This window comes from Streptomyces sp. DI166 (assembly GCF_900091315.1).
Lineage (GTDB): Bacteria > Actinomycetota > Actinomycetes > Streptomycetales > Streptomycetaceae > Streptomyces > Streptomyces fuscus.
In genome coordinates, this window is the sequence record NZ_FLSP01000010.1 from 74,537 (window position 1) to 97,940 (window position 23,404).

Here is a 23,404-nt window from a genome sequence, read left to right on the forward strand (position 1 = left end):
CGACGCGCGGGGCCGACGGGGAGGCTCAACCCGCCGTGCAGGCGGTCCCGTTGAGCGTGAAGGAGCCCGGCGCCGCGCTGTTCCCCGTGTGGGTCGCCTGGTAGCCGATGCTGACGCTCGCGCCGGGTGCGAGGGTGCCGTTGTAGGAGGCGTTCGTGGCCGTGACCGTCCCGGAGGGCGGGCTGTAGGAGGCGTTCCAGCCGTTGGTGATCGTCTGGCCGGAGGGGAGGGTGAAGGCGAGGCGCCAGCCGTTCACCGTCGTCGTCCCGGTGTTGGTGAGGGTGACGGTGGCGGTCAGGCCGGTGCTCCAGGCGTTGGTGGTGACGGTGACCTCGCAGGGTCCGGCCGGGGGTTCGGGGGCAGGGCCGTCCTCGTCCAGGCCGAAGAAGGTGATGGCCAGGGGGCCCATCACGCCGTAGCTGTAGAGGTTGTGGCCGACGCCCTGGAGGCTGATCGTCTCGACGGGGGCCTGGTCACCGGTGCCGCCGTAGCGGGTGCGGGTCCAGCCCGCGCGGGGCGAGTCGGTGGCGGCGGGGGTCTGGCCGAGTCCGTGGACGTTCGTCCACTGCTTGATCTCCTCGCCGAAGTTGGGGTAGCGCAGCACGTCGTCCTCGGTGCCGTGCCAGAGCTGCATACGCGGCCGGGGGCCGGTGTAGCCGGGGTGCGCGGCGCGGACCAGGTCGCCCCAGGCCGACGGGGTCCGGGTGACCGTGCCGTTCGCGCAGGCGCTGTTCCACTCGGAGCCGTCGGTGGTGGCGAAGCAGCCGAACGGTACGCCCGCGAAGGCGGCGCCGGCCTTGAAGACGTCGGGGTACACGCCGAGCAGGACGTTGGTCATCATCGCGCCCGAGGAGATGCCGGTGGCGTAGACGCGCCCGGTGTCCGCGTCGTACGTGCGGACCACCCAGTCGACCATGGACTTGATACCGACCGGATCGCTGCCGCCGCCCCTGGTCAGGGCCTGGGGTGAGGAGACGTCGAAGCATTTGCTCGCCCGGGTGACGGACGGGTAGATCACGACGAACCCGTAGCGGTCGGCGAGCGAGGCGAACTCGGTGCCGGAGTGCATGGCCGGGCCGGAGCCGGTGCAGTAGTGCACGGCCACCAGGACCGCGGGACGCTCGGTCACGCTGTCCGGGACGTACACGTACATCTGCAGGCCGCTGGGGTTGGCGCCGAAGTCGGTGACCTCGGTGAGGGTCGCCGCGGGGACGGCATCGTCGGCGCGGGCGGCCGTGGCGGCGGGGGCGGTGACGAGCAGCGCCGCGAGGAGCGACAGCAGCGCTGTCAGGAGAACGGCACTTCGTCTGGTGGGGGTGGGCACGTCCTGGTCCCTTCTGGTCGCGGCTCGGGGACGTGGGTCATCGGTGCTGTTCCACCGGCATCGTGGCATGCACATGGCTGCCATGGAAGCGCTCCCACACCTCGAAAGAATTCGCTCGGGACCGGCGGCCACCGCGACCACGGTGGCCGAAAGTGGCGTACGCGAAGCGTTGACCAGAAAGCGCTTACCCTCTACGTTCCGTTCATCAGCGTGACCAGCTAGCGCCCCAACAGGCGTAAGTTGCCACGCAGTTCATGGATGGTGTTCATATACACGAATGCCGTTCACGAACAGGAGCCGACAGATCTGACCCCACTCAGAAGAAGGCATCGGGACATGACTTCACGAAGGACCAGGCACCGCGCCCTGATCGGCGGGCTCGCCTCACTCGGCGTCACGGTTGGCATGATCACGACTGGCCCGGCCCCGGCCGCGCAGGCCGCCACCTGGCCGACCCCCACGGGCAGTCAGGCGGTGAGCAGCACCATCTCCGTGTCCGGCACGGTGGACGGCGGGATGAAGCGCTACTACGGCAGCGGCGACCTGGCCGGTGACGGCCAGGAGGAGGGCCAGGACCCCATCTTCAAGCTCGCGGCGGGCGCGACGCTGAAGAACGTCATCATCGGCGCCCCGGGCGCCGACGGCATCCACTGCGAGGGCAACTGCACCCTGCAGAACGTCTGGTGGGAGGACGTCGGCGAGGACGCCGCCACCTTCCGGGGCGGCTCGACCTACACGGTGACCGGCGGCGGGGCGCAGAAGGCCGCCGACAAGGTCTTCCAGCACAACGGTCCGGGCACGGTGAACATCTCCAACTTCGCCGTGAGCGATTTCAAGACGCTCTACCGCTCCTGCGGCGACTGCTCCACGCAGTACACGCGCAGGGTCAACCTCAGCAACATCGAGGTGACCGGCACCGGTTCGACCGCCCGTCTGGTCGGCATCAACGTCAACCGCAACGACGTGGCTACCCTGCGCGGGATCACGATCCTGAACGACTCCGGCCGCAAGGTCATCCCCTGCCAGAAGTACAACAACAACACCGCGGTCGGCACCGGCCCGGACAGCACCAACTGCCTGTATTCCAGCTCGGACATCACCTACCGCTAGCCCCGGCGGCATCAGCGGCCGTACGCACGTCCCCGCGCGGGGCGTCGTACGGCCGCCGTGTCATTCCCGGCCGGTACGCGCGCGTACCCGCTCGGTCAGCTCGCTCTGGTACTCGGTGTAGGCGGCCCGCAGCCGCCCCCCCGGCCAGTCGCCGGGCAGGAGTTCGGGCGGCAGCACCGGATCGGCCAGCAGATGCCGTACGGCGGCGGCCAGCGCCGTGAAGCGGTCGGCGTAGCCGTCCGTCGCGGCGATGTGGTCCAGCAGTGCCCGCGCGGTGGCGGCCCAGGCGTCCAGGGGCCACAGGCTCGCGGCCAGTTCCCGCGCGGGGGTGTCGGGGCGGGCCGTGTACCGCTGGGCCACCGGGTCCAGGTCCTCGGGGAGCGGGCGGACGAGGTTGGCGGGGCGCAGCCAGACACCCTCGCGCAGTTCGGCCAGGCGCAGTTCGGCGAGCCGGGTGCGCAGTTCGGCCCGTTCGGCGGGGCCGCGGCCGGCCGCGGTGATCACGACCATCTCCCAGTCGCCGTCCCACGTGCGCGTGCGGGGCCGTACGGACTCGTCCTGGCGTCGCTGGCGCTCCAGCAGCCGGTCGCTGAGCCGGTAGACGGTGTCCGTGCGGTGCAGGTCCCCGGCGGCGACCATCCGGCTGAGGGCGGCCCGCACCGTGGACCCGCCGACCCCGAACGGCTCCACCCCGCGCACCAGGTCCTTCGCGGGCAGCTCGGGCGGATGGCTGCCGAGCAGCAGGCTCAGCACGACCGACCGCGCGGACAGGGGCCGCAGGGCGAGCCGGTCCGCGGTCGGCGCCGTGTCGTTCGTCCGCATGAGCACGTACTGTACGCACCGATCTTCATGTTGCACTCTTGCTGCGGTCGCAGCGAAAGTGCAATATTCGCCGTATGGACCTGACACCCGAGCACGCGCCGTACGCCACGCACGACGTCACCAACCAGCCGCCCTTCCTGGCGCCCTACGACGCCTCCGAGGACGTCGCCCTGCTGGAGGGGCTGCGCCGGGAGGGCGCCGGATGGGCCGAGCGGGACATCCGGCGGCTCGGCACCCTCGCGGGCGGCGCGGAGGCCCAGGAGTGGGCGGAACTGGCCAACCGCCACGAGCCGGAGCTGCGCACCCACGACCGGTACGGCCACCGGATCGACGAGGCGGACTTCCATCCGAGCTGGCACGAGCTGATGCGGGTCGCGGTGACCGAGGGGCTGGCCGGGGCGCCCTGGGCCGACGACCGCGAGGGCGCGCACGTCGCCCGCAGCGCGGGCGGGCTGGTGTGGGGCCACACCGACGCCGGACACGGCTGCCCGACCTCGATGACCTACGCGGCCGTCCCCGCGCTGCGCGCCCAGCCGGATCTGGCCAAGGTGTACGAGCCGCTGCTCACCAGCCGGGAGTACGACCCGGGGCTGCGGGTGCCCACCGAGAAGCGGGGCCTGCTGGCCGGCATGGGGATGACCGAGAAGCAGGGCGGCTCCGACGTGCGGACCAACACCACCACGGCCACGCCCACGGACGAGCCCGGCGTGTACGTCCTGCGCGGGCACAAGTGGTTCACCTCGGCGCCCATGTGCGATGTCTTCCTGGTGCTGGCGCAGGCGCCGGGCGGGCTGTCCTGCTTCCTGGTCCCGCGCATCCTGCCCGACGGCACCCGCAACACCTTCCGCATCCAGCGCCTGAAGGAGAAGCTCGGCAACCGCTCCAACGCCTCCTGCGAACCGGAGTTCGACAACACGGTGGCCTGGCTGGTCGGGCCCGAGGGGCGGGGCGTGAAGACCATCATCGAGATGGTCAACTGCACGCGCCTGGACTGCGTGATGATGTCGTCGGCCCTGATGCGCAAGACCCTCGTCGAGGCCGGGCACCACGCCCGGTACCGCAGCGCGTTCGGGGCACGGCTGCTCGACCAGCCGCTGATGCGCAATGTTCTGGCCGACCTCGCCCTGGAGTCGGAGGCCGCGACCACGCTCACGCTGCGGCTCGCGGGCGCCGCCGACCGCGCGGTGCGCGGGGACGCCGGGGAGGCGGCGTTCCGGCGGATCGCCACGGCCGTCGGCAAGTACTGGGTCACCAAGCGCGGCCCGGCCTTCACCGCGGAGGCCCTGGAGTGCCTCGGCGGCAACGGCTACGTCGAGGAGTCGGGCATGCCGCGCCACTACCGCGAGGCGCCCCTGCTGTCGATCTGGGAGGGCTCGGGCAACGTCAACGCCCTCGACGTGCTGCGGGCGCTGGGCAAGGAACCCCAGGTGGCCGAGGCGCTGTTCGGTGAACTCGCCCTCGCCCGGGGCGCGGACGCCCGCCTGGACGCGGCCGTGACCCGGCTGAAGGACACGCTCCCCAAGGCCACCCAGACCGGCGCCCGGCGCCTGGTCGAACAGATGGCGATCACGCTCCAGGCGTCCCTGCTGGTCCGGCACGCCCCGGCCGCGGTCGCCGACGCGTTCTGCGCCACGCGGCTCGGCGGCGACTGGGGGCACGCCTTCGGCACCCTGCCCGACACGGCGGACCTGGGCGGCATCCTGGACCGGGCGCTCCCCGCCGGACACTGACCGGATCGCACACGGTCACGTCGCGATTCCGCGCCGTTGTCGGTGCGGTGGTGCACACTCCGAACCAGGTGGTAATTGCCTGGGGAGGACTACGTGTTCACGGGGATCGACGAGGTCGACTGGGCCTCGATGCGACATGCGTACGGAAGCGCCGAGGACGTGCCCGCGCTGTTACGGGGGCTGGCCTCGGCGGACTCCGCCGAGCGGGAGACCGCGCTGGACGCCATGTACGGCGCGGTGCACCACCAGGGCGACGTGTACGACTCGACGCTCGCCTGCGTCCCGTTCCTGTTCGACCTGGCGACGCGTCCCGAACTGCAGGAGCGGGGCGCGCTCGTGGAACTGCTCGTCAGCATCGGCGGGGACGACACCGACGGCGCCGCCGCGGTACGGGCGGGCGCGGAGACGTTCGTCCTGCTCGCCGGGGACCGGGACCCCGGGGTGCGGCGGACGGCACCGGGCGCGCTGGTGCGCTTCCTGGACGAACCGGCCCGGGTCCTGGGCCTGTTGCGGGAGCGGATCACCGTGGAGCGGGACGACCGGGTCCTGCTCGCCCTCACCGAGAGCCTGGGCCTGTACGCCCGGAGGCACCCCGCGCACGCCGACGCCGCGGTGGACCTCCTGGACGCGCAGAGCGCCGAGCCGTACGCGCCGGAACTGCGGCTGGCCGCCCTGGGCCAGCTGGCGGGCTGCGCCCCCGACCGCACCCCGCCGGACCTGGTGCCCACGGCCCTGGCACTGCTGCGGGAGCGGTCCGAACGACGCGCCCGCCGGGCCGTGGTGTGCACCCGCCCGTACAGCGACACCCTGGTCGGGCGCCTGCGCCGGCTGCGGCCGTCGGACGAGGAGGGCTCGCATCTGCTGCGCACCCTGCACCAGGCACTGGACGACCGGGTGTCCGACCGGATCGCCCTGCTGGTGGGGCAGTTGAGCAGCCCCGACTGGGCGGACCGGTGCAACGCGGTGTGGATGTCCGGCCCGTTGCTGCGCGCCTGGCGCGCCGACTTCAGCGAGCCGGTGGCGCTGATCGGGGCGCAACTGGCCGAGGAGGACGACCGGTTGCGGGACGCGGCGGTGGCCGCGCTGAAGCCGCTGTTCGGGCTGGCCGCCCCGGCCGCCGACGACCTGCACGGCCTGGTCACGGCCCGCCCCGACCTGTGGGTTCGGCAGTGGGAGCGCGGCGCTCCGACCCTGGGCGATCCGCTCAGGACGCTGGTGCGGTGCGGGGACCCACGGGCCGTGCCGGTGCTGGGCGAGGTGCTGGCCGGGGCGGTGGTGCCGGACGACCTGGGTCATGAACTCGCCTGTCTGGGCCCGGCCGCGGCACCCCTGGCCCCGGCGCTGCGGCGCCGCCTGGGCTCCCTCGACCTCGACGATCCGGCCACTCCGGGGCGGGCGGGGCCGCTGCTGAGCGGGCTCCGGGCGCTGGGGGAACCGGGGGCCGTACCGGAGACCGTCCGGCTGCTGGAAGGCCGCCCTCCCGGTGACCGTTCCTGGGACACGGCCGTCGAGCACGCGCTCCTGGCGCTCGGTGCGTGGGGAGCGGGCGCGCGGGACGCCATACCCGTACTCCGGGGGCTGCTGGACACCGGGTTCGGTGTCCCGGCGGCGGCCGCGCTGTGGGCGGTCGAGGCGGACCCGGCGGCCGTACTGCCCGTCCTGCTCCGCGAGTTGGCGGACCGGGACTCCCCGCGGTGGGTCACGGCCACGGACACCCTGGGCCGGATGGGAGCGGCGGCCGGTCCCGCGCTGCCGGTGCTGCGCCGGGCGGCGGGGGCCGCGGCGACAGCACAGGAGCGTACGGCGGCGGCGGGCGCCCTGTGGCGGATCGGCCGAGAGACGGCAGCGGTGACGCCGGTGCTGCGCGCGGCATGGCAGGAGCAGCCGGGCCTGCGCCGCACGATCGCCGGGTGCCTGCTCGCCATGGGACCGGCGGGCTCGGAGCTGCGGGACCTGGTGGAGCAGGAGCTGGCGACACCACGGCGGCACACGGACCAGGAGCACAGCTACAGCAGCCATGACATCGCGCACGACGAGGAGCTGCTGAGGATGTGCGGGGAGGTGTTGGAGGGCCTGTAGGTCGCGTCCGCGAAGTCGCGTCGTCCACGCGGAGGGCGGGCCGGGCGGGGCATGGCCCCCCATGAGCCGGGCGGAGCCGGGTCCGAGCGTGGGGAAGCGTGCTGCCGGCGTGCCGGACGGGCGCCCGCGTGCTGTTTGTACGCGGGGGCGTGGACCGGTGCCGCGAGCGGGCGTGCCGGGCGGCAGGCGGGACTTCCTGGACACGCCCTGGGCGGGCGGGGAGGCTCCCGTCGGCCTCAGCCCGTCGTCCGTCCCCACATAGGGCCGAAGCGGGCCCACTCCGCGGCCCACTGGTCGATCCGCTGCCGTTCCAGGCGGCCGCACAGGGTTCGGCCGCCGGCGAAGGGGACCATCGCCGCGCCCGTTCCGACCAGCACACCGGCGAGGGCGGCGCGCAGGCGGGCCTGGGCGGCGGTGGCGGGCGCGGTGACCAGGCGGCCCGCGCGGTCCGTCCAGACGGTGACCGCGGATCCCGCCGCCCGGCCCGGGCTGACCCGGACCTGACCGGTGCGGTGGGAGCCGTCGGGGGCTGTCCAGCTCACCTTGGCCCACATCTGCTCGCCGTTGGGGACACCGGGCGTGCCCTGGGTCAGCCGGGCCTGCGCCGGGCGCCACTCGGCGCGCTCGCGGGCCATGCCCCGCTCGACGGAACCGGACGTGATCAGGCCCACCGCCACGCCCACCAGGACGGTGGCCGCCCAGGCCCCCAGCAGCACCCAGGACTCCACCACATCGGCGCGGCGCTTGAGCGGATTGCGCCGCCAGCGCCACAGCCACGCCCTCGGACCTCGCAGCGCCATCGCGGGGCTCCTCCTCATGCGCACACCGACCTGCCCGACCGCCCTCCCATACGGCGCGGGGCCGCCGGATGCTCATGGACTCCGTGATCGGATCGCCGGACCGTGCCGGCCCTCGCCGCGCTGACCTGCGGCGGGGCGGCATCGAGAGGTGACTGTCAGTGGTGGGGTGCAGACTGGCCGGTGACTGGGACACAGACGTCACGGAGGTGTTCGGCATGACCGAGGTACTGCTCACCGTGGGAACCCGAAAAGGCCTGTTCATCGGCCGGAAACGGGGTGACAACTGGGAGTTCGACGAGAGTCCGTACTTCAACGCGCAGGCGGTCTACTCGGTCGCCATCGACACCCGCGGTGAGCGGCCCCGGCTGCTGGTCGGCGGGGACAGCGCGCACTGGGGGCCGTCGGTGTTCCACTCCGACGATCTGGGCCGCACCTGGACCGAACCGGCCCGGCCCGCCGTCAAGTTCCCCCAGGACACCGGCGCTTCGCTGGAGCGGGTGTGGCAGCTGCACCCGGCTGCCGCCGAGCCGGACGTGGTGTACGCGGGTACCGAACCGGCGGCGCTGTACCGCTCGGAGGACCGCGGCGAGAGCTTCGAACTGGTCCGGCCGCTGTGGGAGCACCCCACGCGCTCCCAGTGGGTGCCGGGCGGCGGCGGTGAGGGCCTGCACACGATCCTCACCGACGAACGGGATCCCCGGTCGGTGACGGTGGCCGTGTCCACCGCCGGTGTCTTCCGCACCACGGACGGCGGCGCGAGCTGGGCGCCCTCCAACTCCGGTGTGTCGGCGGTGTTCCTGCCCGATCCGAACCCGGAGTTCGGGCAGTGCGTGCACAAGGTGGCGCGGGACTCGGCCAACCCGGACCGGCTGTACCTGCAGAACCACTGGGGTGTGTACCGCAGCGACGACGCGGGGGCGCACTGGACGGACATCGGCGAGGGGCTGCCGTCCACGTTCGGTTTCGCGGCCGCCGCGCATCCGCACCGCGGTGACACGGCGTACGTCTTCCCGATCAACGCCGACGCCGACCGGGTGCCCGCGGAGCGCAGGTGCCGGGTCTTCCGTACGGCGGACGCGGGCAAGACCTGGGAGGCGCTGTCGGCGGGCCTGCCGAGTGAGGACCACTTCGGCACGGTGCTGCGGGACGCCCTGTGCACCGACGACGCCGACCCGGCGGGCGTGTACTTCGGCAACCGCAACGGCGAGGTGTACGCCTCCGCCGACGACGGCGACTCCTGGCGGCAGTTGGCCTCGCACCTGCCCGACGTGCTGTGCGTGCGCGCGGCGGTGATCGGATGAGGCACAGCCGCTTATCGCGGGGCGTTGGCCACCGGTTGATCTCCGCCGTGTGTACGGCAGTAGGGTGACGCCCGTGGCTCCACGACCCTTGCATGAAATCGTCGAACCGGGCTGGGCGCAGGCCCTCGAACCCGTCGCCGGGAAGATCGCCGAGATGGGGGACTTCCTGCGCGCGGAGATCGCCGCGGGACGGACGTACCTGCCCGCCGGTCCGAATGTGCTGCGGGCCTTCCAGCAGCCCTTCGACGAGGTACGCGTCCTGATCGTCGGACAGGACCCCTATCCCACCCCGGGGCACGCGGTGGGGCTGTCCTTCTCGGTCGCGCCCGAGGTGCGCCCGCTGCCCGGCAGCCTGATCAACATCTACCGCGAGCTGCACACCGACCTCGGGCTGCCGCAGCCGTCCAGCGGTGATCTCACGCCGTGGACGAAACAGGGCGTGCTGCTGCTCAACAGGGCGCTGACCACGGCTCCGCGCAAGCCGGGCGCGCACCGGGGCAAGGGGTGGGAGGAGGTCACCGAGCAGGCGATCCGGGCGCTCGCGGCGCGCGGCAAGCCGCTGGTGTCCATCCTGTGGGGCCGGGACGCACGCAATCTGCGCCCGCTGCTCGGCTCGCTGCCGTCGGTGGAGTCCGCGCACCCCTCCCCCATGTCGGCGGACCGCGGGTTCTTCGGTTCGCGGCCCTTCAGCAGGGCCAATGACCTGCTGATACAGCAGGGCGGACAGCCGGTGGACTGGCGCCTGCCGTGACCGCAGACCGGGTCCTGCTCGCCGTCGACTCCGGGGGCTCGGGCCTGCGGGTCGTCGTCGGCACCGTCGAGCGGGGCGTGCTGGGGCGGCGGGAGTCCCGGGTGCCGGTGCGCACCGGGGCGCGGGGGATCGACGCCGGGCACCTGATGGATCAACTGGTGCCCCTGGTACGGGAGCTGACCGCCGCGTGGGGGTTCACGGAGGTGGGCACCGCCGCGCTGGGGGCCGCGGGGCTCGCCACCCTGGGGGACGACCTGCGGGCGGAGCTGCCGGGGGCGTTGGCGCGCGAGTTCGGCGTGCGCGCGGTCGCGCTGGCCGCCGACGCGGTGACCGCCTACGTCGGGGCCCTCGGGTCCCGGCCCGGTGCCGTGGTCGCCGCAGGTACGGGTCTGATCGCCGTGGGCACGGATCTGACGCGCTGGCGCCGGGCGGACGGCTGGGGTCATCTGCTGGGCGACTGCGGCGGGGGCGCGTGGATCGGGCGGGCCGGTCTTGAGGCGGCGCTGCGGGCGTACGACGGGCGGCCGGGCGGGTCTTCCGCGCTGCTCGCGCGCGCAGAGGAGAGGTACGGGCCGATGCCGGGGCTGCCCGGCCTGCTCTACCCGCGGACCGACCGGCCCGCCGTCCTGGCCTCCTTCGCGCCCGACGTGGCCGCCTGCGCCGGGAGCGATCCGGTTGCCACGGGCGTCCTCCGGGAGGCGGCCCGCGCCATGGCGGAGTCCGCGGCGGCGGTCTGCCCGGCGCAGGGCGAGCCCCGAGTCGCGCTCACCGGCGGTCTGTTCAAGACGGGGGACGTGCTGCTCGGCCCCCTGGACGAGGAGTTGTCGGCGCGGCTGCCGCACGCGCGGCGCGTGCCGGCCGACGGGGACCCGTTGCTGGGGGCGGTACGGATCGCCACCGACCTGGCGTCCGGGGCACTCACTCTGCCGAGTGACGGGGTGATGCTCGGCGTGGTCACCGGCGAGGGGGGTTGATCGTCCGGCCCGCCCGGTGCCGCAACGCGCGTAACTCATCAGACAAAACCGGACGGATACCGCTCACCTGCACCCTCCCCGAACAGGGGAGCACCGGAAACCAGTAACATGCGGCGCCATGAGCACCCCCACTGGGCCCGCCGGCCTGCCAGTACGAATGCCGCGCCCCCGCCAGCCCGGGCGGCACCGCCGACCCGAGCCTCTGGCCGCGCCCGAGGGCGCGCCCGCGCTCGTCCTCGCGGTGCCGGGCTCACCGGGTGCCGCCACGCGCAGTCTCGCCGAGGAGGTCGTGAGCATCGCCCGCTCCGAGCTGCCCGGCCTCGACGCCCGGATCGGGTACCTCGACGGAGACGACGCGGAGTTCCCCACGCTCCAGTCCGTCCTCGCGCACACCGCCCAGGAGCGCACCGCCCGCTACGAGCAGGCGATCGCCGCGGGCGTGGAGGCCAAGGAGCCCGAGGGTCCGGTGGCCGTCGTGGTGCCGCTGCTGGCCGGTCCGGACAGCGCGCTGCTGCGCCAGGTCCGCCAGGCCGTGATGGACAGCCGGGTGGCCGCCGATCTGACCGACGCGCTCGGCCCGCACCCGCTGCTCGCGGAGGCGCTGCACGTGCGGCTGTCGGAGGCCGGTCTGGCCCGCGCCGACCGCGCCCGCCTGTTCACGGTGGCGACGGCCGCCGACGGCATCATCCTGGCCTCGGTGGGCGGCGATGAGGCCGTGCAGGCGGCCGGGATCACCGGCATGCTGCTCGCCGCGCGCCTGGCCGTGCCGGTGATGGCGGCGGCGCTGGACCAGGAGGGCTCGATCGCCTCCGTCGCCGAGCAGCTGCGCGGTTCCGGGTCGCAGCAGCTCGCGCTCGCGCCGTACCTGATAGGGCCGGAGATCGACGCCGCGCTGGTCGAGGAGGCGGCCAAGGAGGCGGGCTGCCCCGCCGCCGAGCCGCTGGGCGCCTACCCGGCGATCGGCAAGCTGGCGCTGGCCAAGTACACGACGGCCCTGGGGATCGCGCCCCAGACGCCGCAGGGGGCTCCGGTCCGCTGACGGCGGCGAACGCGAGAAGGGCCCGCCCCGGGATGGGAGCGGGCCCTTCGTCGTATCTGCGCGGGCACTTCTGAAGCGAGGATCAGCCGATGACCACGCAGGACGCCGCGGGCACCTCGACGGAGCCGCCGTAGCGGGGCAGGCCCGAGGCGGGGTCCACGGCGAACCAGGCCACGTCTCCGGAGCGCTCGTTGGCGACGTAGAGGAAGCCGTTGGCCTCGGTGAGGGCGCGCGGCCAGTGGCCGTGGCAGGGGACGGTGGCGAGCAGCCTGAGCGTGTCGCCCTCGACGGCGAACGCGGACAGGACGTTTTCGCCGCGGGTGGCGGTCCACAGGAAGCGGCCGTCGGGGGCGACGGCGATGCCCGACGGGTAGGCGTCGCCCGCGGGGGCGCCCGGCAGGACCGGCGTCTCCCACAGGGGCTTGAGGGAGCCGTCGGCGGTGTCCCAGCGGCAGACGGTGACGGTGGGGGTCAGCTCGTTGACGATGTAGGCATGGCCGCCGTCGGGGTGAAAGGCCAGGTGGCGGGGGCCCGAGCCGGGGCGCAGGGCGTACTCGCCGTGCACGTCGAGGCGCCCGTCGGTCAGCGTGCAGACCCGGACGGAGTCGGTGCCGAGATCCACGCTGACGGCCCAGCGCCCACTGGGGTCGGTCTGCACCTGATGGGCGTGCGGGGCCTGCTGGCGGGGCGCGTACGGGCCCGAGCCGGTGTGCGGAAGGACACCGGAGGGCGCGGGGGCGAGCGAGCCGTCGGAGCGCACGGGGACGGCGCTGACACTGCCGGAGCCGTAGTTCGCGGTCAGCACGTGCCCGGCGTGCAGAGCGAGGTGCGTGGGTCCGCTGCCGCCGACCGGTGTGGGCGGCGCGATCAGTTCGGGTCTGTCCCCGGTGACGCGGTACGCGGCGACCGCGCCGTCGGTCGTCTCGCTGACCGCGTAGAGCGTGCGGCCGTCGGGTGCGAGGGCCAGATAGGCCGGGTCGGGCACGTCGTCCGCGCCGGAGAGAACGGTCAGGGCCCCACTCCCGCCGTTCACGGCCGCGGCGACGATTCCCGGCCCCCCGGCCGCCGTGAACGACCCGATGAAGGCCCGCCTGCGCTCGTCCGCCACCACTGTCCCCTCTCGGTCGGGTGCATCCGGATGCGACGGTAGCAGTCGATCATGCGCGGTCTAGACCAAGTGGGGGTCGTGTACCGGCGAGTGCGTCTGCCCGGGTGGTGGGGGTGGTCCGTGCGGCGGGCGTGGGCTCAGGCGCCGACCAGGGGTGATCCCGACGGTGTGCGCAGCGGTGCGGCCAGTTCGGCCAGGGCCCGTTCCAGGCCGTGCAGGTGGGCCAGGGCCGGTCCGGCCGCCGTGGTGTGCGTCGCGGGCGCCGCCGGTTCGTCGGGGGTGTTGCCCGTCAGGGCCTCCACCGCCGCCTCCACGCGCCAGCACGCCGCCGCGAGGCGGGCGTCGTGGGAGGCCTCCGGGTCGGCGGCCACCGCCACCAGGCCGCGGATCTCCCGGGCGCAGTCGTCCAGGAGGGCGAGGACGCGGCGGGCGCGGTTCTTGCGGCTCAGCATCGGGTTCAGGGGGTGGACCAGGGGGGCGACCGAGAGGCGGACCCGCGCCAGGAGCTGCTCCAGTTCCGCCACCCGCGGGGCCGGGTCCGCCGTCGGAGAGCCCGCCAGGCGGGCCGCCGCCTCCGCCGTCGCCGCGTGAACGCAGCGCAGGGCACGCTGGATCCAGGCGTCCGTCGTGGCGTGGGTCGTCACGGGCAGTACGAACAGGACCGCCAGGACGGCGCCCAGCGCGCCCACCGCGGTCTCCGCGAGCCGGAGTGCCAGCAGGGCGGGTTCGAGGACGCCCAGCAGGCCGTAGAGGAGTTCGGCGAGGAGGGTGACCCAGAGCATCATCCAGGTGTACGAGACCGCCGCCGTGTAGAAGATGCCGAAGACGCAGATCGCGAGGACGACGGCGGAGGGCACCGGCGCGCCCGCCACGGGGACCGCCACGAGCAGGCCCAGTCCGATGCCGATCACCGTGCCGAGGACCCGGCGGAAGCCGCGGACCAGCGTCTCGCCGCGCGAGGTGGTGTTCACGAAGACCCACCACGTGGCGCCGACGGCCCAGTACCAGCGCTCTCCGGAGACCAGCTGGCCCACCACGAGGGCGAAGCCCGCGCCGGCGGTGGCCTGCACGGCCTGGCGGGCGGTCACGCGGGACAGTCCGGTGCCACCGGGTGCGGCCGGTACCGGTGCCGGGGGCAGGCGGCGCTCGTAGCACCACAGGCCGAAGCGGACCCCGGCGGCGACGAGCAGGGACAGCAGGAGGGCCGCGTACAGCTCGGGGAGGTGGCGCGGGGTCGCCTGGAGGAACTGCGCCACGAAGTACGTCATGAAGGCGAACACGCCGAGGCTGTGCCCGCGCGGGCCCCACCTGCGGGCGTACACCCCGGCGCCGACGACGGCGAGGAAGGCGAGGTCGCGGGCGAGCGGCCGGTCGTGCAGTTCGGCGGCGACGGCGAGCACGGGCAGCCCCACGACGGGCAGCAGCGCGGTCGTGACCGCCTGTCCGCGCACGGTGGAGTCGGTGACGGTGAACAGGGCGAGCAGCGCGGCGAGGCCGCCGGTGACGGCGCCCACGAGCGAGTGGCCGGCGAGTCCGCAGCCCACGACGGCGAGACCGATGCCGAGCACGGCGCGCACGGCGAAGCGCAGCCGCACGCGGCCCGGGTCCGGCGCCACGAACACCCTCTTCAGCACTGCCTACCGCCCCCTGATCAGAAATGGCATGAAAAAGGCGCCGCGGAGGTCCGCAGCGCCATCGACGGGTTCATTGCAGCATCCAGTCATCTGCTGGCTCAAGTGGCCTCCAATATGCTGGGCCATTGGCATGGACAAATCGGACCCCGGCCGCCCACCGGCGCGCCAACGGTCCAGGCACGACAAGGCACGAGGAGGACCGGCCCCATGGCCGTGGACGAGCTGGACACCCGGATCCTGCGGCTCCTGCTGGAGCAGCCGCGCACCAGCGTGCGCGAGTACGCCCGCATCCTCGGGGTGGCCCGCGGCACCCTCCAGGCGCGCCTGGACCGGCTGGAGCGGGACGGGGTGATCACCGGTACCGGGCCCACCCTCTCCCCCGCCGCGCTCGGCCATCCGGTGCTGGCGTTCGTGCACATCGAGGTGACCCAGGGCCACCTCGACGACGTGGGCGACGCGCTGGCCGCCGTACCGGAGATCGTGGAGGCGTTCTCGATCACGGGCGGCGGGGATCTGCTGACCCGGGTGGTGGCGCGGGACAACGCACACCTGGAGGACGTGATCCAGAAGCTGATCAGCCTGCCCGGCGTGGTGCGCACCCGGACCGAGGTGGCGCTGCGCGAGCGGGTCCCGCACCGGCTGCTGCCGCTGGTGGAGTCGATGGGGCGTACGGCGCGCAAGTGACGCTTGGCATGCTGGACCCCATGGGCAAGCTCGGCGGCATCTCGGTCATCTTCGATCTCGACGGAACACTCGTGGACAGCGAGCCGAACTACTACGAGGCGGGCCGGCTGACCCTCGCCGAGCACGGCGTGCCGGACTTCACCTGGGCCGAGCACGAGGCCTACGTCGGCATCAGCACCCTGGAGACGGTCACCGGCTGGAAGGCCCGCTACGGGCTCAATGCCTCCGTCGAGGAGTTGCTCGCCGCGAAGAACCGCCGGTATCTCGAACTCGCCCGCGCCTCCACGCGTGCGTACCCGGAGATGCGCAAGTTCGTCGAGCTGCTGGCCGCCGAGGGTGTGCCGATGGCCGTGGCGTCGGGTTCCTCGCGGGAGGCGATCGAGGCGGTGCTGACCGGTACCGGACTGCGCGGCCACTTCGGCATCGCGGTCTCCGCCGAGGAGGTCGAGCACGGCAAGCCCGCCCCGGACGTCTTCCTGGAGGCGGCGCGCCGTCTGGGCGCCGAGCCCGCCGACTGCGTGGTGCTGGAGGACGCCGCCCCGGGTGCGGCCGCCGCGCACGCGGCCGGTATGCGCTGCATCGCCGTCCCGTATGTCGCCGCGCACGCCGACGCCCCCGAGTTCGCGACGGCGGGGCTGCTGCTGCGCGGCGGGCAGGAGGAGTTCACGGCACGGGCGGCGTACGAGTGGCTGGCCGGGGAGGCGCGCGCCTGACACGGACGATCGACTGACCGGGATGGCGCGCCGCTGACACGGACGAGCGGCCGACCGGGAAGGCGCGCACCTGACACCTACGGGCGGCTGACCGGGAAGGCGCGCACCTGACACCTACGGGCGGCTGACCCGGAAGGTCCGCCCCGGCCCCTCGCGGGTGGCCGGAACTGGTCCCTCCCGAGCCGTTGACCCTCAGCCGCCCCGTTTCTATCGTCTGGTCGACCATCCGTACACCGTTCGATATATCGACCGGCGCAGAGGAGCACCCCCATGGCACCGCCCCTCTCCAGACGATCCCTTCTCCGGGCCGCGGCGCTCGCCTCGGCCGTCCCCGCGGTCTCCCTCTCCCCCACATCCGCCTCTCCGGCGCCCACCGTCCCCGCAGCGCTCCCCGCACCGGACGCCTGGACGGTTCGGCCCTTCCCGCTCGACCAAGTCGCCCTCCGCGCGGGCCTCTTCGCCGACAAACGCGAGCTGATGCTGGACCACGCCCGCGGCTACGACGTGGACCGGCTGCTCCAGGTCTTCCGCGCCAACGCCGGTCTCCCCACGGGAGACGCGGTGGCTCCGGGCGGCTGGGAGGGCCTGGACGGGGAAGCCAACGGCAACCTGCGCGGCCACTACACCGGTCACTTCATGACGATGCTCGCCCAGGCCTGGGCCGGCACCGGCGAGCAGGTCTTCGCCGACCGGCTGCGCACGATGGTCGGCGCGCTCACCGAGGTCCGCGCGGCACTCCGCGAGGACCCGGCGGTCACCGTGACGGACGGGAGGTTCGGCACGGCCGTCGAGCAGATCCGCGGCTCGTACCAGTACATCGACCTGCCCTCCGGCACCCTCGGCGGCGCCCGGGCCATCACCCTGTCCGTCTGGGTGAGACCCGCCCACGACGGCGCCTGGGCCCGGGTGCTCGACTTCGGCGACAACACCACGCGCTACCTGTACCTGGCCGCCCGCAACGCCGACGGCGTCCCGCGTTTCGCCGTCACGACCGGCGGTCCGGGCGCCGAGCAGGGCCTCGACGGCACCGCCGCGCTCCCGCTGAACCGGTGGAGCCACCTCGCCGTCACCCTCGCCGACGGCACCGGCGTCCTCTACGTCAACGGCACCGAGGTCGCCCGCAACACCGCGATGACCCTCACCCCGGCCGCGCTCGGCACCCCGGTGAACAACTGGCTGGGCCGCTCCAACTACCCGGCCGACCCCGTCTTCGCGGGCGCCTTCGACGAGTTCAACGCCTGGTCGCGGGCCCTGGACGGCGCCGAGATCGCCGCCCTCCAGGACAGCCGCGCCGCCGACACTCCGGCCGGGCGTGGTGACCTGGCGTCGTACGCCTTCGACGAGACCTCCGGCGGGACCCTCACGGACGGCTCCGGCCACGGCCGTACCGCCGCCCTGCGCCGTACCTGGGGCGGGCCGAGCCATCCGGGGTTCCTCGCGGCCTACCCGGAGACGCAGTTCATCGATCTGGAGTCCCGGACCACCAGCGACTACACGAAGGTGTGGGCGCCGTACTACACCGCGCACAAGATCCTCGGAGGGCTGCTGGACGCCCACCTCGCCACCGGCGACAACCGCGCGCTCGACCTCGCGTCGGGGATGGGCGACTGGATGTACTCACGGCTGTCCAGGCTGCCCGCGTCCACCCTGCAACGCATGTGGGGCCTGTTCTCCAGCGGTGAGTTCGGGGGCATCGTCGAGGCGATCTGCGATCTGCACGCCCTCACCGGCAAGCCCGAACACCTCGCGCTGGCCCGGCTGTTCGACCTCGACCGGCTCATCGACTCCTGCGCCGCCGGCACCGACGTCCTCGACGGCCTCCACGCCAACCAGCACATCCCGATCTTCACCGGCTGCCTCAGGCTGTACGACACGACCGGCGAGGAGCGCTATCTCGACGCCGCCCGCAACTTCTGGGGCATGGTCGTCCCGCACCGCATGTACGGCATCGGCGGCACCAGCACCGGCGAGTTCTGGAAGGCACGTGACGTCATCGCGGGGACGATCAGCGCCACCACGGCCGAGACGTGCTGCGCGTACAACATGCTGAAGCTGAGCCGGACCCTGTTCTTCCACGACCAGCGGCCCGAGTACATGGACCACTACGAGCGAGCGCTGTTCAACCAGGTGCTCGGCTCCAAGCAGGACAGGCCCGACGCGGAGAAACCGCTCGTCACCTACTTCATCGGGCTCACCCCCGGCCATGTCCGGGACTACACCCCCAAGCAGGGCACCACCTGCTGCGAGGGCACCGGCATGGAGAGCGCCACGAAGTACCAGGACTCGGTGTACTTCGCGGCGGCGGACGGCAGCGCTCTCTACGTCAATCTCTACAGTCCGTCCGAACTGACTTGGGCGGAGCAAGGGGTGACGGTCACTCAGATCACGGCCTTCCCGCACGAGCAGGGGACCACGCTGACCGTCGCGGGCGGCAGCGCCTCCTTCGAGCTGCGGCTGCGGGTGCCGGCGTGGGCCACGGCGGGGTTCCGGGTGACGGTCAACGGGCGTGCGGTGAGCGGGACTCCGGTGACCGGCAGCTACTTCGGGGTGTCGCGCACCTGGCGCGGCGGGGACACCGTACGGATCGCCATGCCCTTCCGGCTCCGCGTGGAGAAGGCGCTGGACGACCCCTCGCTCCAGACGCTGTTCCTCGGCCCGGTGAACCTGGTCGGCCGCAACTCCTCGACGGAGTACCTGCGGTTGGGCCTGTACCGCAACGCCGGACTCTCCGGCGATCTGCTGCCCTCCCTGACCCCGGTGTCCGGTGAGCCGCTCCATTTCACCCTGGACGGCACGGAGTTCGCCCCCTTCCACGAGGGGACGGAGGACCCCACCCACGCCTACTTCCGGCGCGTGGAGCCCCGGGTGGTGTTCGGGGGTGTGGACTCGGGTGTCGCCAACCCTGCCCGCTTCGACGGCACGACGCTGCTGGACGAGGTCTGGGCAGGGGCTCCCTTCGGCAGCAAGGGGGCGCTGGTGGCGCGGGTGCGGGCGACCGTGGACGCCTGGGTGGCGGCGGGGCTGCTCGGTGCGGGCGACGGGCGGACCGTGGTGGCGACGGCGCGGCGGGCCGGGTACGCGCCCTGAGCCTCAGCGGTAGTCGGGATTGGGTGCGTCCAGTCGGCAGCCCGCGTCCCACTCCGAGCGCTGGTTGCCGTGGGCGGGGATCCCTCCGTTGCGCTTGAGCAGGGCCGCCATGTGCATCAGGTTCCAGGTCATGAAGGTGGTGTTGCGGTTGGTGAAGTCGTTCTCGGGGCCGCCCGAGCCGGGGTCGAGGTACGACGGACCCGGTCCGGCGGGGCCGATCCAGCCCGCGTCGGCCTGGGGCGGGATGGTGTAGCCGAGGTGCTGGAGGCTGTAGAGGATGTTCATCGCGCAGTGCTTCACGCCGTCCTCGTTGCCGGTGATCAGACAGCCGCCGACACGGCCGTAATAGGCGTACTGGCCTGCCTCGTTGAGCAGCCCCGAGGCGCCGTACAGGCGCTCGATGACCTTCTTGGTGACCGAGCTGTTGTCGCCGAGCCAGATGGGTCCGGCGATGACCAGGATGTCGGCCGCCATCACCTGCTCCTGGATCCGCGGCCAGGCGTCGCTGGTGAAACCGTGCTCGGTCATGTCGGGGTAGACGCCGGGCGCGATGTCGTGGTCCATGGCCCGGACCACCTCGGTGCCGACTCCGCGCGAGTCCATGATCGCCCGGCTCCTGTCGATCAGGCCCTGGGTGTGGCTGAGCTGCGGCGAGGGCTTGAGCGTGCAGTTGATGTACAGGGCACGCAGATCGTCGAAGCGGTAGGCGTCGGCGGCGGCTGCGGTCATCACGGGCTCCTTCGCACGGAGGTGGTTCCGACACAGCCTCTCCGCCCGACAGCGGTCCTGTCGCGCCCGCTCACCCGCTCGGGGTGGTCTACGAGCGGCGGCGGGGCTTGCCCCGGCGGCCGGGGGCGGCCTTCTTGCCCGGTGCGGGCTTGCGGCGGGGCTGTTCCTGGGGCTTGGTCTTCGCCTTCGCCTTGGCCTTCGGCTGGTCCTCGGGCTTGGCGCGGCCCCGGGTGCTGTTGACCGTGCGGCCGCGGACCACGCCGATGAAGTCGTCGACGAGGTCGGTCGTGGCCTCCTCCGGCCAGCACAGGGCGACGCCGGACTGGGGGGCGTCGACCAGGGTGCGGTAGGTGAGGTCCTTGCGGTGGTGGAGGCGGGCCAGGGACTGGGGCACGATCAGCAGGCCCACATTGGCGGCGACCAGCTCGATCGCGTCCTCGGTGGTGGCGGGCCGTTCGAAGCCCGGCTCCCCCGGCGGTCGCTCCCAGCCGAGGACGTCGTCCAAGGGGTGGAAGACGACCTCGTCGGCCAGATCCTCCGCGGTGACCTCGTCGACGGCCGCGACGGCGTGGTCCTTGGGCACCACGACCACGGTGGTCTCGGTGTAGAGAGGGATCGCGCTGAAGTACGTGCGGTCCACCGGCAGCCGGACGAGACCGGCGTCCGCGCGGCCCTCCCGCAGCACCTGCGGGGCCTCCGCCACGCTGACCGGGATCAGGTCGAGGGGGGTCTCCGGGTAGCGCTCCTGCCAGATCCGCACCCACTTCGCCGGGGTGGCTCCGGGCACGTAGGCGAGCCGGAAGGTCTGGGGTGCTGCCGAGCCTGTCACCTGGCCAGGTTACCGGCCGTGGTCGGCGCGGGTGTCACCGGTGGATACCCTGGAGGCATGACGCAGCACCAGAGCACCCAGACGATGAAGCCCGCGACGGCGGCCAAGAAGCTGGGTGTGTACCTCGACGCCACCCCCGCAGAGTTCCGTGAGGGTGTCGTCTCGCGCGCCGAGCTGAACGCGCTTCAGGCCGAGCCGCCGGAGTGGCTGCGCGAGCTGCGCCGCAATGGTCCGCACCCGCGCCCGGTGGTCGCCGCGAAGCTCGGCGTGTCCATCTCGGGCCTGGCCCGCGGCGGGATCACCGAGCCGCTCACCACGGAGCAGATCGAGGAGCTGAAGCGGGAGCAGCCCGAGTGGCTGCAGAAGGAGCGCGCCACCCAGGCCGAGGTCCGCAAGGAGGCCGCGCGCGTCAAGGCGAAGCAGGCCGAGCGCGCGGCGCGCGAGGACGACTGACCTCACACGCCAGGCGGCCCCACAAAACCCGAATGCGGACAGGTGTACGAGCCTGGGATCATCCCAGGCATGTCGTACCGCCTGGAACCGCTGGTCGTCCGCCACACACTCCGCCTGCCCGCACCCACCGGTCCCTCGGGACAGGGTGCCGCGGCCGCGCGGCAGTTCGACGCCGCCCTGATGCAGGTGGGGTTCAAGCTCTCGGCCGAACTGCTCGCCCGGCTCTCGGAGTTGTCCGAAGAGACGGTCGTGGACACCGCCGTGCGCACCCTGCCGGTCGTCCGCGAGCTGGTCGGTGACCACGTCCGGCACAACGCGTACTTCATCGACTTCCCGGCCAACGTGCCGGACACCGTGGACTTCTGGCGGGACTGCGTCCTCAAGGCCCTCGCCGACGAGAAGGTACGGCCGGGCGTCCTCGCCCAGTTGAGCGCGGGCGCCCTGAACCTGCTGACGCTGCCCGCCTACGGTCGCTACCAGCACTCGTACGAGGAACTGCTCGCCGCGCACGACGAGTTGATCGCTGCCGTCGGTGACCGGGTCACCGTGCTGCACCTGGGCGGACCGCTCGACGAGGAGGTCCGCGCGCTGTACCTGGCGCTCGCCGGGTCGGTCACGCCGCTGGGCGACGAGCATCTCGCCGATCTCGCGGTACTGGCCGAGGTGTGCGCCGACGGACCACAGCCCGAGGCGATCCCGGTGAGGGAGAACCGGGCGGTGGTCAACCGGGCCCGGCTGGCGGCGGGCGCCGCGCCGCTGCTGGACACGGTCACGGACGTGCTGCGGCTGGCCTGCGCCCTGTCCGACGGCGATGTCACGCTCCAGGAGCCCACCAGGTTCCGCTCGCTGTCCCGTCCGGTGCGCCGGGCGCTGCTCGCGGGGCTGGACTCCGTGGTCGCCGACGCGCCGGGCAAGCTGGCCGATGTCCTGGTGCACCGGGAGGAGTTCAAGCGGCTCGGGGAGCGGCTGCACCCGCACGAGTACCCGCGGTGGCCGCACGCGGCCGAGGTGTTCGCGGTGGCGCGCGGCGAGCGCCAGGCCCCGTCGTTCACCGGCCGGGTGGAGGCACTGCTCGACGCGGGCGAGGTTGCCGAGGCCGCCGAGCTGCTGAAGCACGCGCCCGGTCGGCTGTTCCGGTCCCTGGACCGGCTGCTGCGCAGCTGCGGGACGCAGGAGGAGCGGGACGCCGTCGTGGCCGCCGCCGAGGCGGTCGCACCCGAGGTCGCGGGGCGCGTACTGCTGTCGGTGCGGGAGCACCTGCACAACCGGGCCGGGGCGACACGTGCGCGCCGGGTGTTCGTCAACTGGCGTGGCCGGGCCTGGGTGACGGACCCGCTGCGGACGCCGCTGCCGGAGCCCGAACGCCGACGCCTGGTCGAGGCGCTGGACGCCGAGATCCGCCGACGGCTGCCGGAGCCCGGGGAGCTCTACGTCGACCCGGACGTGCTGGATGTGGCGCTGCCGCTCAGCGGGCGGGCCACGGCGGCCGGGCTCGGTGTGCTGCCGCGTGGTTCCCTCTCGCCGGTCGAGGGCGAGCTGCTGCGGTTCTTCGTGTACTGGAAGGAGCGTCGGCGCTCCACGGACTACGATCTGTCGGCCCTGATGCTGGACGAGAAGTACGCGACAGTGGGCTGGCTGTCGTACACCAACCTCACGGAGGTGGAGGGCGAGCACTCCGGTGACATCACCGAAGCGCCCTATGGGGCCTCGGAGTTCATCAACCTGCGGCTGGGGGCGGTGCGCGGCGCGTTCGTCGTGCCGCAGGTCAACATCTACTCCGGTGAGGGCTTCGAGGAGGTGGAGGAGTCGTTCTTCGGGTTCATGCTGCGTGAGGGTGAGCAGAAGGGGCGGCCGTTCGAGCCGCGGACCGTGCGGATGAAGTCGGAGCTGCGCGGGCCCGGGCGGGTGGCGCTGCCGCTGGCCTTTCTGCGCGGGGCGGACGGGCGGTGGCGGGCGAAGTGGCTGCACCTGTATCTGCACGGCTCGCCGTCGGCCAACCGGGTCGAGGGGAACCGGGTGTCGGTGGCGACCCTGCTGCGGGGCATCGTCGAGCGGGAGCAGTTGACGGTGCGCTACCTGGTGGAGCTGATGGCGGCGGACGCCGTGACGGTGTGGGACGGCGGGGAGTTCCCGGACCGTCCGGTCACCTGGATCGGGCTCCAGCGGCCCGAGGGGCTGCACCCTCAGTCCCGGATCGTGACCGTGGAAAATCTGCGCGACCTGATCCCGGAGTGACT

19 protein-coding genes are annotated in these 23,404 nt (G+C 73.1%); 12 read left to right on the forward strand and 7 right to left on the reverse strand.

Features of this window, described 5'->3' with window-relative positions; genetic code table 11:
• Positions 1 to 25: 25 nt before the first annotated feature.
• Positions 26 to 1,324, reverse strand: coding sequence for an extracellular catalytic domain type 1 short-chain-length polyhydroxyalkanoate depolymerase (locus GA0115233_RS07670; protein WP_255310082.1), 1,299 nt, complete (start codon positions 1,322 to 1,324; stop codon positions 26 to 28).
• Between the two features lie 336 nt (positions 1,325 to 1,660).
• On the opposite strand from GA0115233_RS07670, the gene GA0115233_RS07675 reads away from it, so the two are divergent.
• Positions 1,661 to 2,434, forward strand: a complete 774-nt coding sequence (locus tag GA0115233_RS07675; protein WP_093719344.1) for a pectate lyase — start codon at positions 1,661 to 1,663, stop codon at positions 2,432 to 2,434.
• A gap of 60 nt (positions 2,435 to 2,494) precedes the next feature.
• Here the strand turns inward: GA0115233_RS07675 and GA0115233_RS07680 are convergent, their stop codons facing one another.
• Positions 2,495 to 3,256: a PaaX family transcriptional regulator C-terminal domain-containing protein gene (locus tag GA0115233_RS07680; protein WP_093719345.1), complete on the reverse strand. Its 762-nt coding sequence runs from the start codon at positions 3,254 to 3,256 to the stop codon at positions 2,495 to 2,497.
• Between the two features lie 74 nt (positions 3,257 to 3,330).
• Here GA0115233_RS07680 and GA0115233_RS07685 point away from each other — a divergent pair, with 74 nt between their 5' ends.
• Complete coding sequence (locus GA0115233_RS07685; RefSeq protein ID WP_093719346.1) at positions 3,331 to 4,986, forward strand: acyl-CoA dehydrogenase family protein; 1,656 nt, start codon at positions 3,331 to 3,333, stop codon at positions 4,984 to 4,986.
• Positions 4,987 to 5,079: 93 nt separating this feature from the next.
• Entirely contained in the window at positions 5,080 to 7,065 is a 1,986-nt protein-coding gene (locus GA0115233_RS07690) for a PBS lyase (RefSeq protein ID WP_093719347.1), read from the forward strand.
• Between the two features lie 236 nt (positions 7,066 to 7,301).
• Here the strand turns inward: GA0115233_RS07690 and GA0115233_RS07695 are convergent, their stop codons facing one another.
• Positions 7,302 to 7,865: an Rv1733c family protein gene (locus GA0115233_RS07695; protein WP_093719348.1), complete on the reverse strand. Its 564-nt coding sequence runs from the start codon at positions 7,863 to 7,865 to the stop codon at positions 7,302 to 7,304.
• Positions 7,866 to 8,080: 215 nt separating this feature from the next.
• On the opposite strand from GA0115233_RS07695, the gene GA0115233_RS07700 reads away from it, so the two are divergent.
• The 4 genes from GA0115233_RS07700 to GA0115233_RS07715 all read left to right on the forward strand — a co-directional run bounded on the left by GA0115233_RS07700 (position 8,081) and on the right by GA0115233_RS07715 (position 11,930).
• Positions 8,081 to 9,166 carry a WD40/YVTN/BNR-like repeat-containing protein gene (locus tag GA0115233_RS07700; protein WP_250752049.1) on the forward strand — a complete coding sequence of 362 codons (1,086 nt, stop codon included), beginning with the start codon at positions 8,081 to 8,083 and terminating at the stop codon, positions 9,164 to 9,166.
• Positions 9,167 to 9,239: 73 nt separating this feature from the next.
• Entirely contained in the window at positions 9,240 to 9,917 is a 678-nt protein-coding gene (locus GA0115233_RS07705; protein WP_093719350.1) for a uracil-DNA glycosylase, read from the forward strand.
• On the forward strand, positions 9,914 to 10,891 hold the full coding sequence (locus GA0115233_RS07710; protein ID WP_093719351.1) for an N-acetylglucosamine kinase: 978 nt from the start codon (positions 9,914 to 9,916) through the stop codon (positions 10,889 to 10,891). Before GA0115233_RS07705 ends, GA0115233_RS07710 begins: the two co-directional genes overlap by 4 nt.
• Positions 10,892 to 11,009: 118 nt before the next feature.
• A complete protein-coding gene (locus GA0115233_RS07715) occupies positions 11,010 to 11,930 on the forward strand; it encodes a sirohydrochlorin chelatase (RefSeq protein WP_093719352.1) in 921 nt (306 codons plus the stop codon).
• An 82-nt stretch (positions 11,931 to 12,012) separates the two neighbouring features.
• Here GA0115233_RS07715 and GA0115233_RS07720 read toward each other — a convergent pair whose 3' ends face one another.
• The gene (locus GA0115233_RS07720) at positions 12,013 to 13,041 is read right to left on the reverse strand and encodes a lactonase family protein (protein WP_093719353.1); all 1,029 of its coding nucleotides are present in this window, start codon (positions 13,039 to 13,041) and stop codon (positions 12,013 to 12,015) included.
• 134 nt (positions 13,042 to 13,175) lie between these two features.
• Complete coding sequence (locus GA0115233_RS07725) at positions 13,176 to 14,672, reverse strand: FUSC family protein (protein ID WP_093719354.1); 1,497 nt, start codon at positions 14,670 to 14,672, stop codon at positions 13,176 to 13,178.
• 207 nt (positions 14,673 to 14,879) lie between these two features.
• Between GA0115233_RS07725 and GA0115233_RS07730 the strand changes: the two genes are divergently transcribed.
• The 3 genes from GA0115233_RS07730 (at position 14,880) to GA0115233_RS07740 (ending at position 19,156) form a co-directional block, all read left to right on the forward strand.
• Positions 14,880 to 15,356 carry an Lrp/AsnC family transcriptional regulator gene (locus tag GA0115233_RS07730; RefSeq protein WP_093719355.1) on the forward strand — a complete coding sequence of 159 codons (477 nt, stop codon included), beginning with the start codon at positions 14,880 to 14,882 and terminating at the stop codon, positions 15,354 to 15,356.
• A 20-nt stretch (positions 15,357 to 15,376) separates the two neighbouring features.
• Entirely contained in the window at positions 15,377 to 16,069 is a 693-nt protein-coding gene (locus tag GA0115233_RS07735; RefSeq protein ID WP_176711670.1) for an HAD family hydrolase, read from the forward strand.
• A 270-nt stretch (positions 16,070 to 16,339) separates the two neighbouring features.
• Entirely contained in the window at positions 16,340 to 19,156 is a 2,817-nt protein-coding gene (locus GA0115233_RS07740; protein WP_093719356.1) for a beta-L-arabinofuranosidase domain-containing protein, read from the forward strand.
• Positions 19,157 to 19,159: 3 nt separating this feature from the next.
• Here GA0115233_RS07740 and GA0115233_RS07745 read toward each other — a convergent pair whose 3' ends face one another.
• Both GA0115233_RS07745 and GA0115233_RS07750 read right to left on the reverse strand, forming a co-directional pair.
• Positions 19,160 to 19,885, reverse strand: coding sequence for a flavodoxin family protein (locus tag GA0115233_RS07745; protein ID WP_093719357.1), 726 nt, complete (start codon positions 19,883 to 19,885; stop codon positions 19,160 to 19,162).
• A gap of 88 nt (positions 19,886 to 19,973) precedes the next feature.
• Positions 19,974 to 20,714, reverse strand: a complete 741-nt coding sequence (locus GA0115233_RS07750) for a LysR family substrate-binding domain-containing protein (RefSeq protein WP_093719358.1) — start codon at positions 20,712 to 20,714, stop codon at positions 19,974 to 19,976.
• A gap of 57 nt (positions 20,715 to 20,771) precedes the next feature.
• Here GA0115233_RS07750 and GA0115233_RS07755 point away from each other — a divergent pair, with 57 nt between their 5' ends.
• The gene (locus GA0115233_RS07755) at positions 20,772 to 21,167 is read left to right on the forward strand and encodes a DUF5997 family protein (protein WP_093719359.1); all 396 of its coding nucleotides are present in this window, start codon (positions 20,772 to 20,774) and stop codon (positions 21,165 to 21,167) included.
• 69 nt (positions 21,168 to 21,236) lie between these two features.
• Positions 21,237 to 23,402: a TerD family protein gene (locus tag GA0115233_RS07760; RefSeq protein ID WP_093719360.1), complete on the forward strand. Its 2,166-nt coding sequence runs from the start codon at positions 21,237 to 21,239 to the stop codon at positions 23,400 to 23,402.
• Positions 23,403 to 23,404 lie beyond the last annotated feature (2 nt).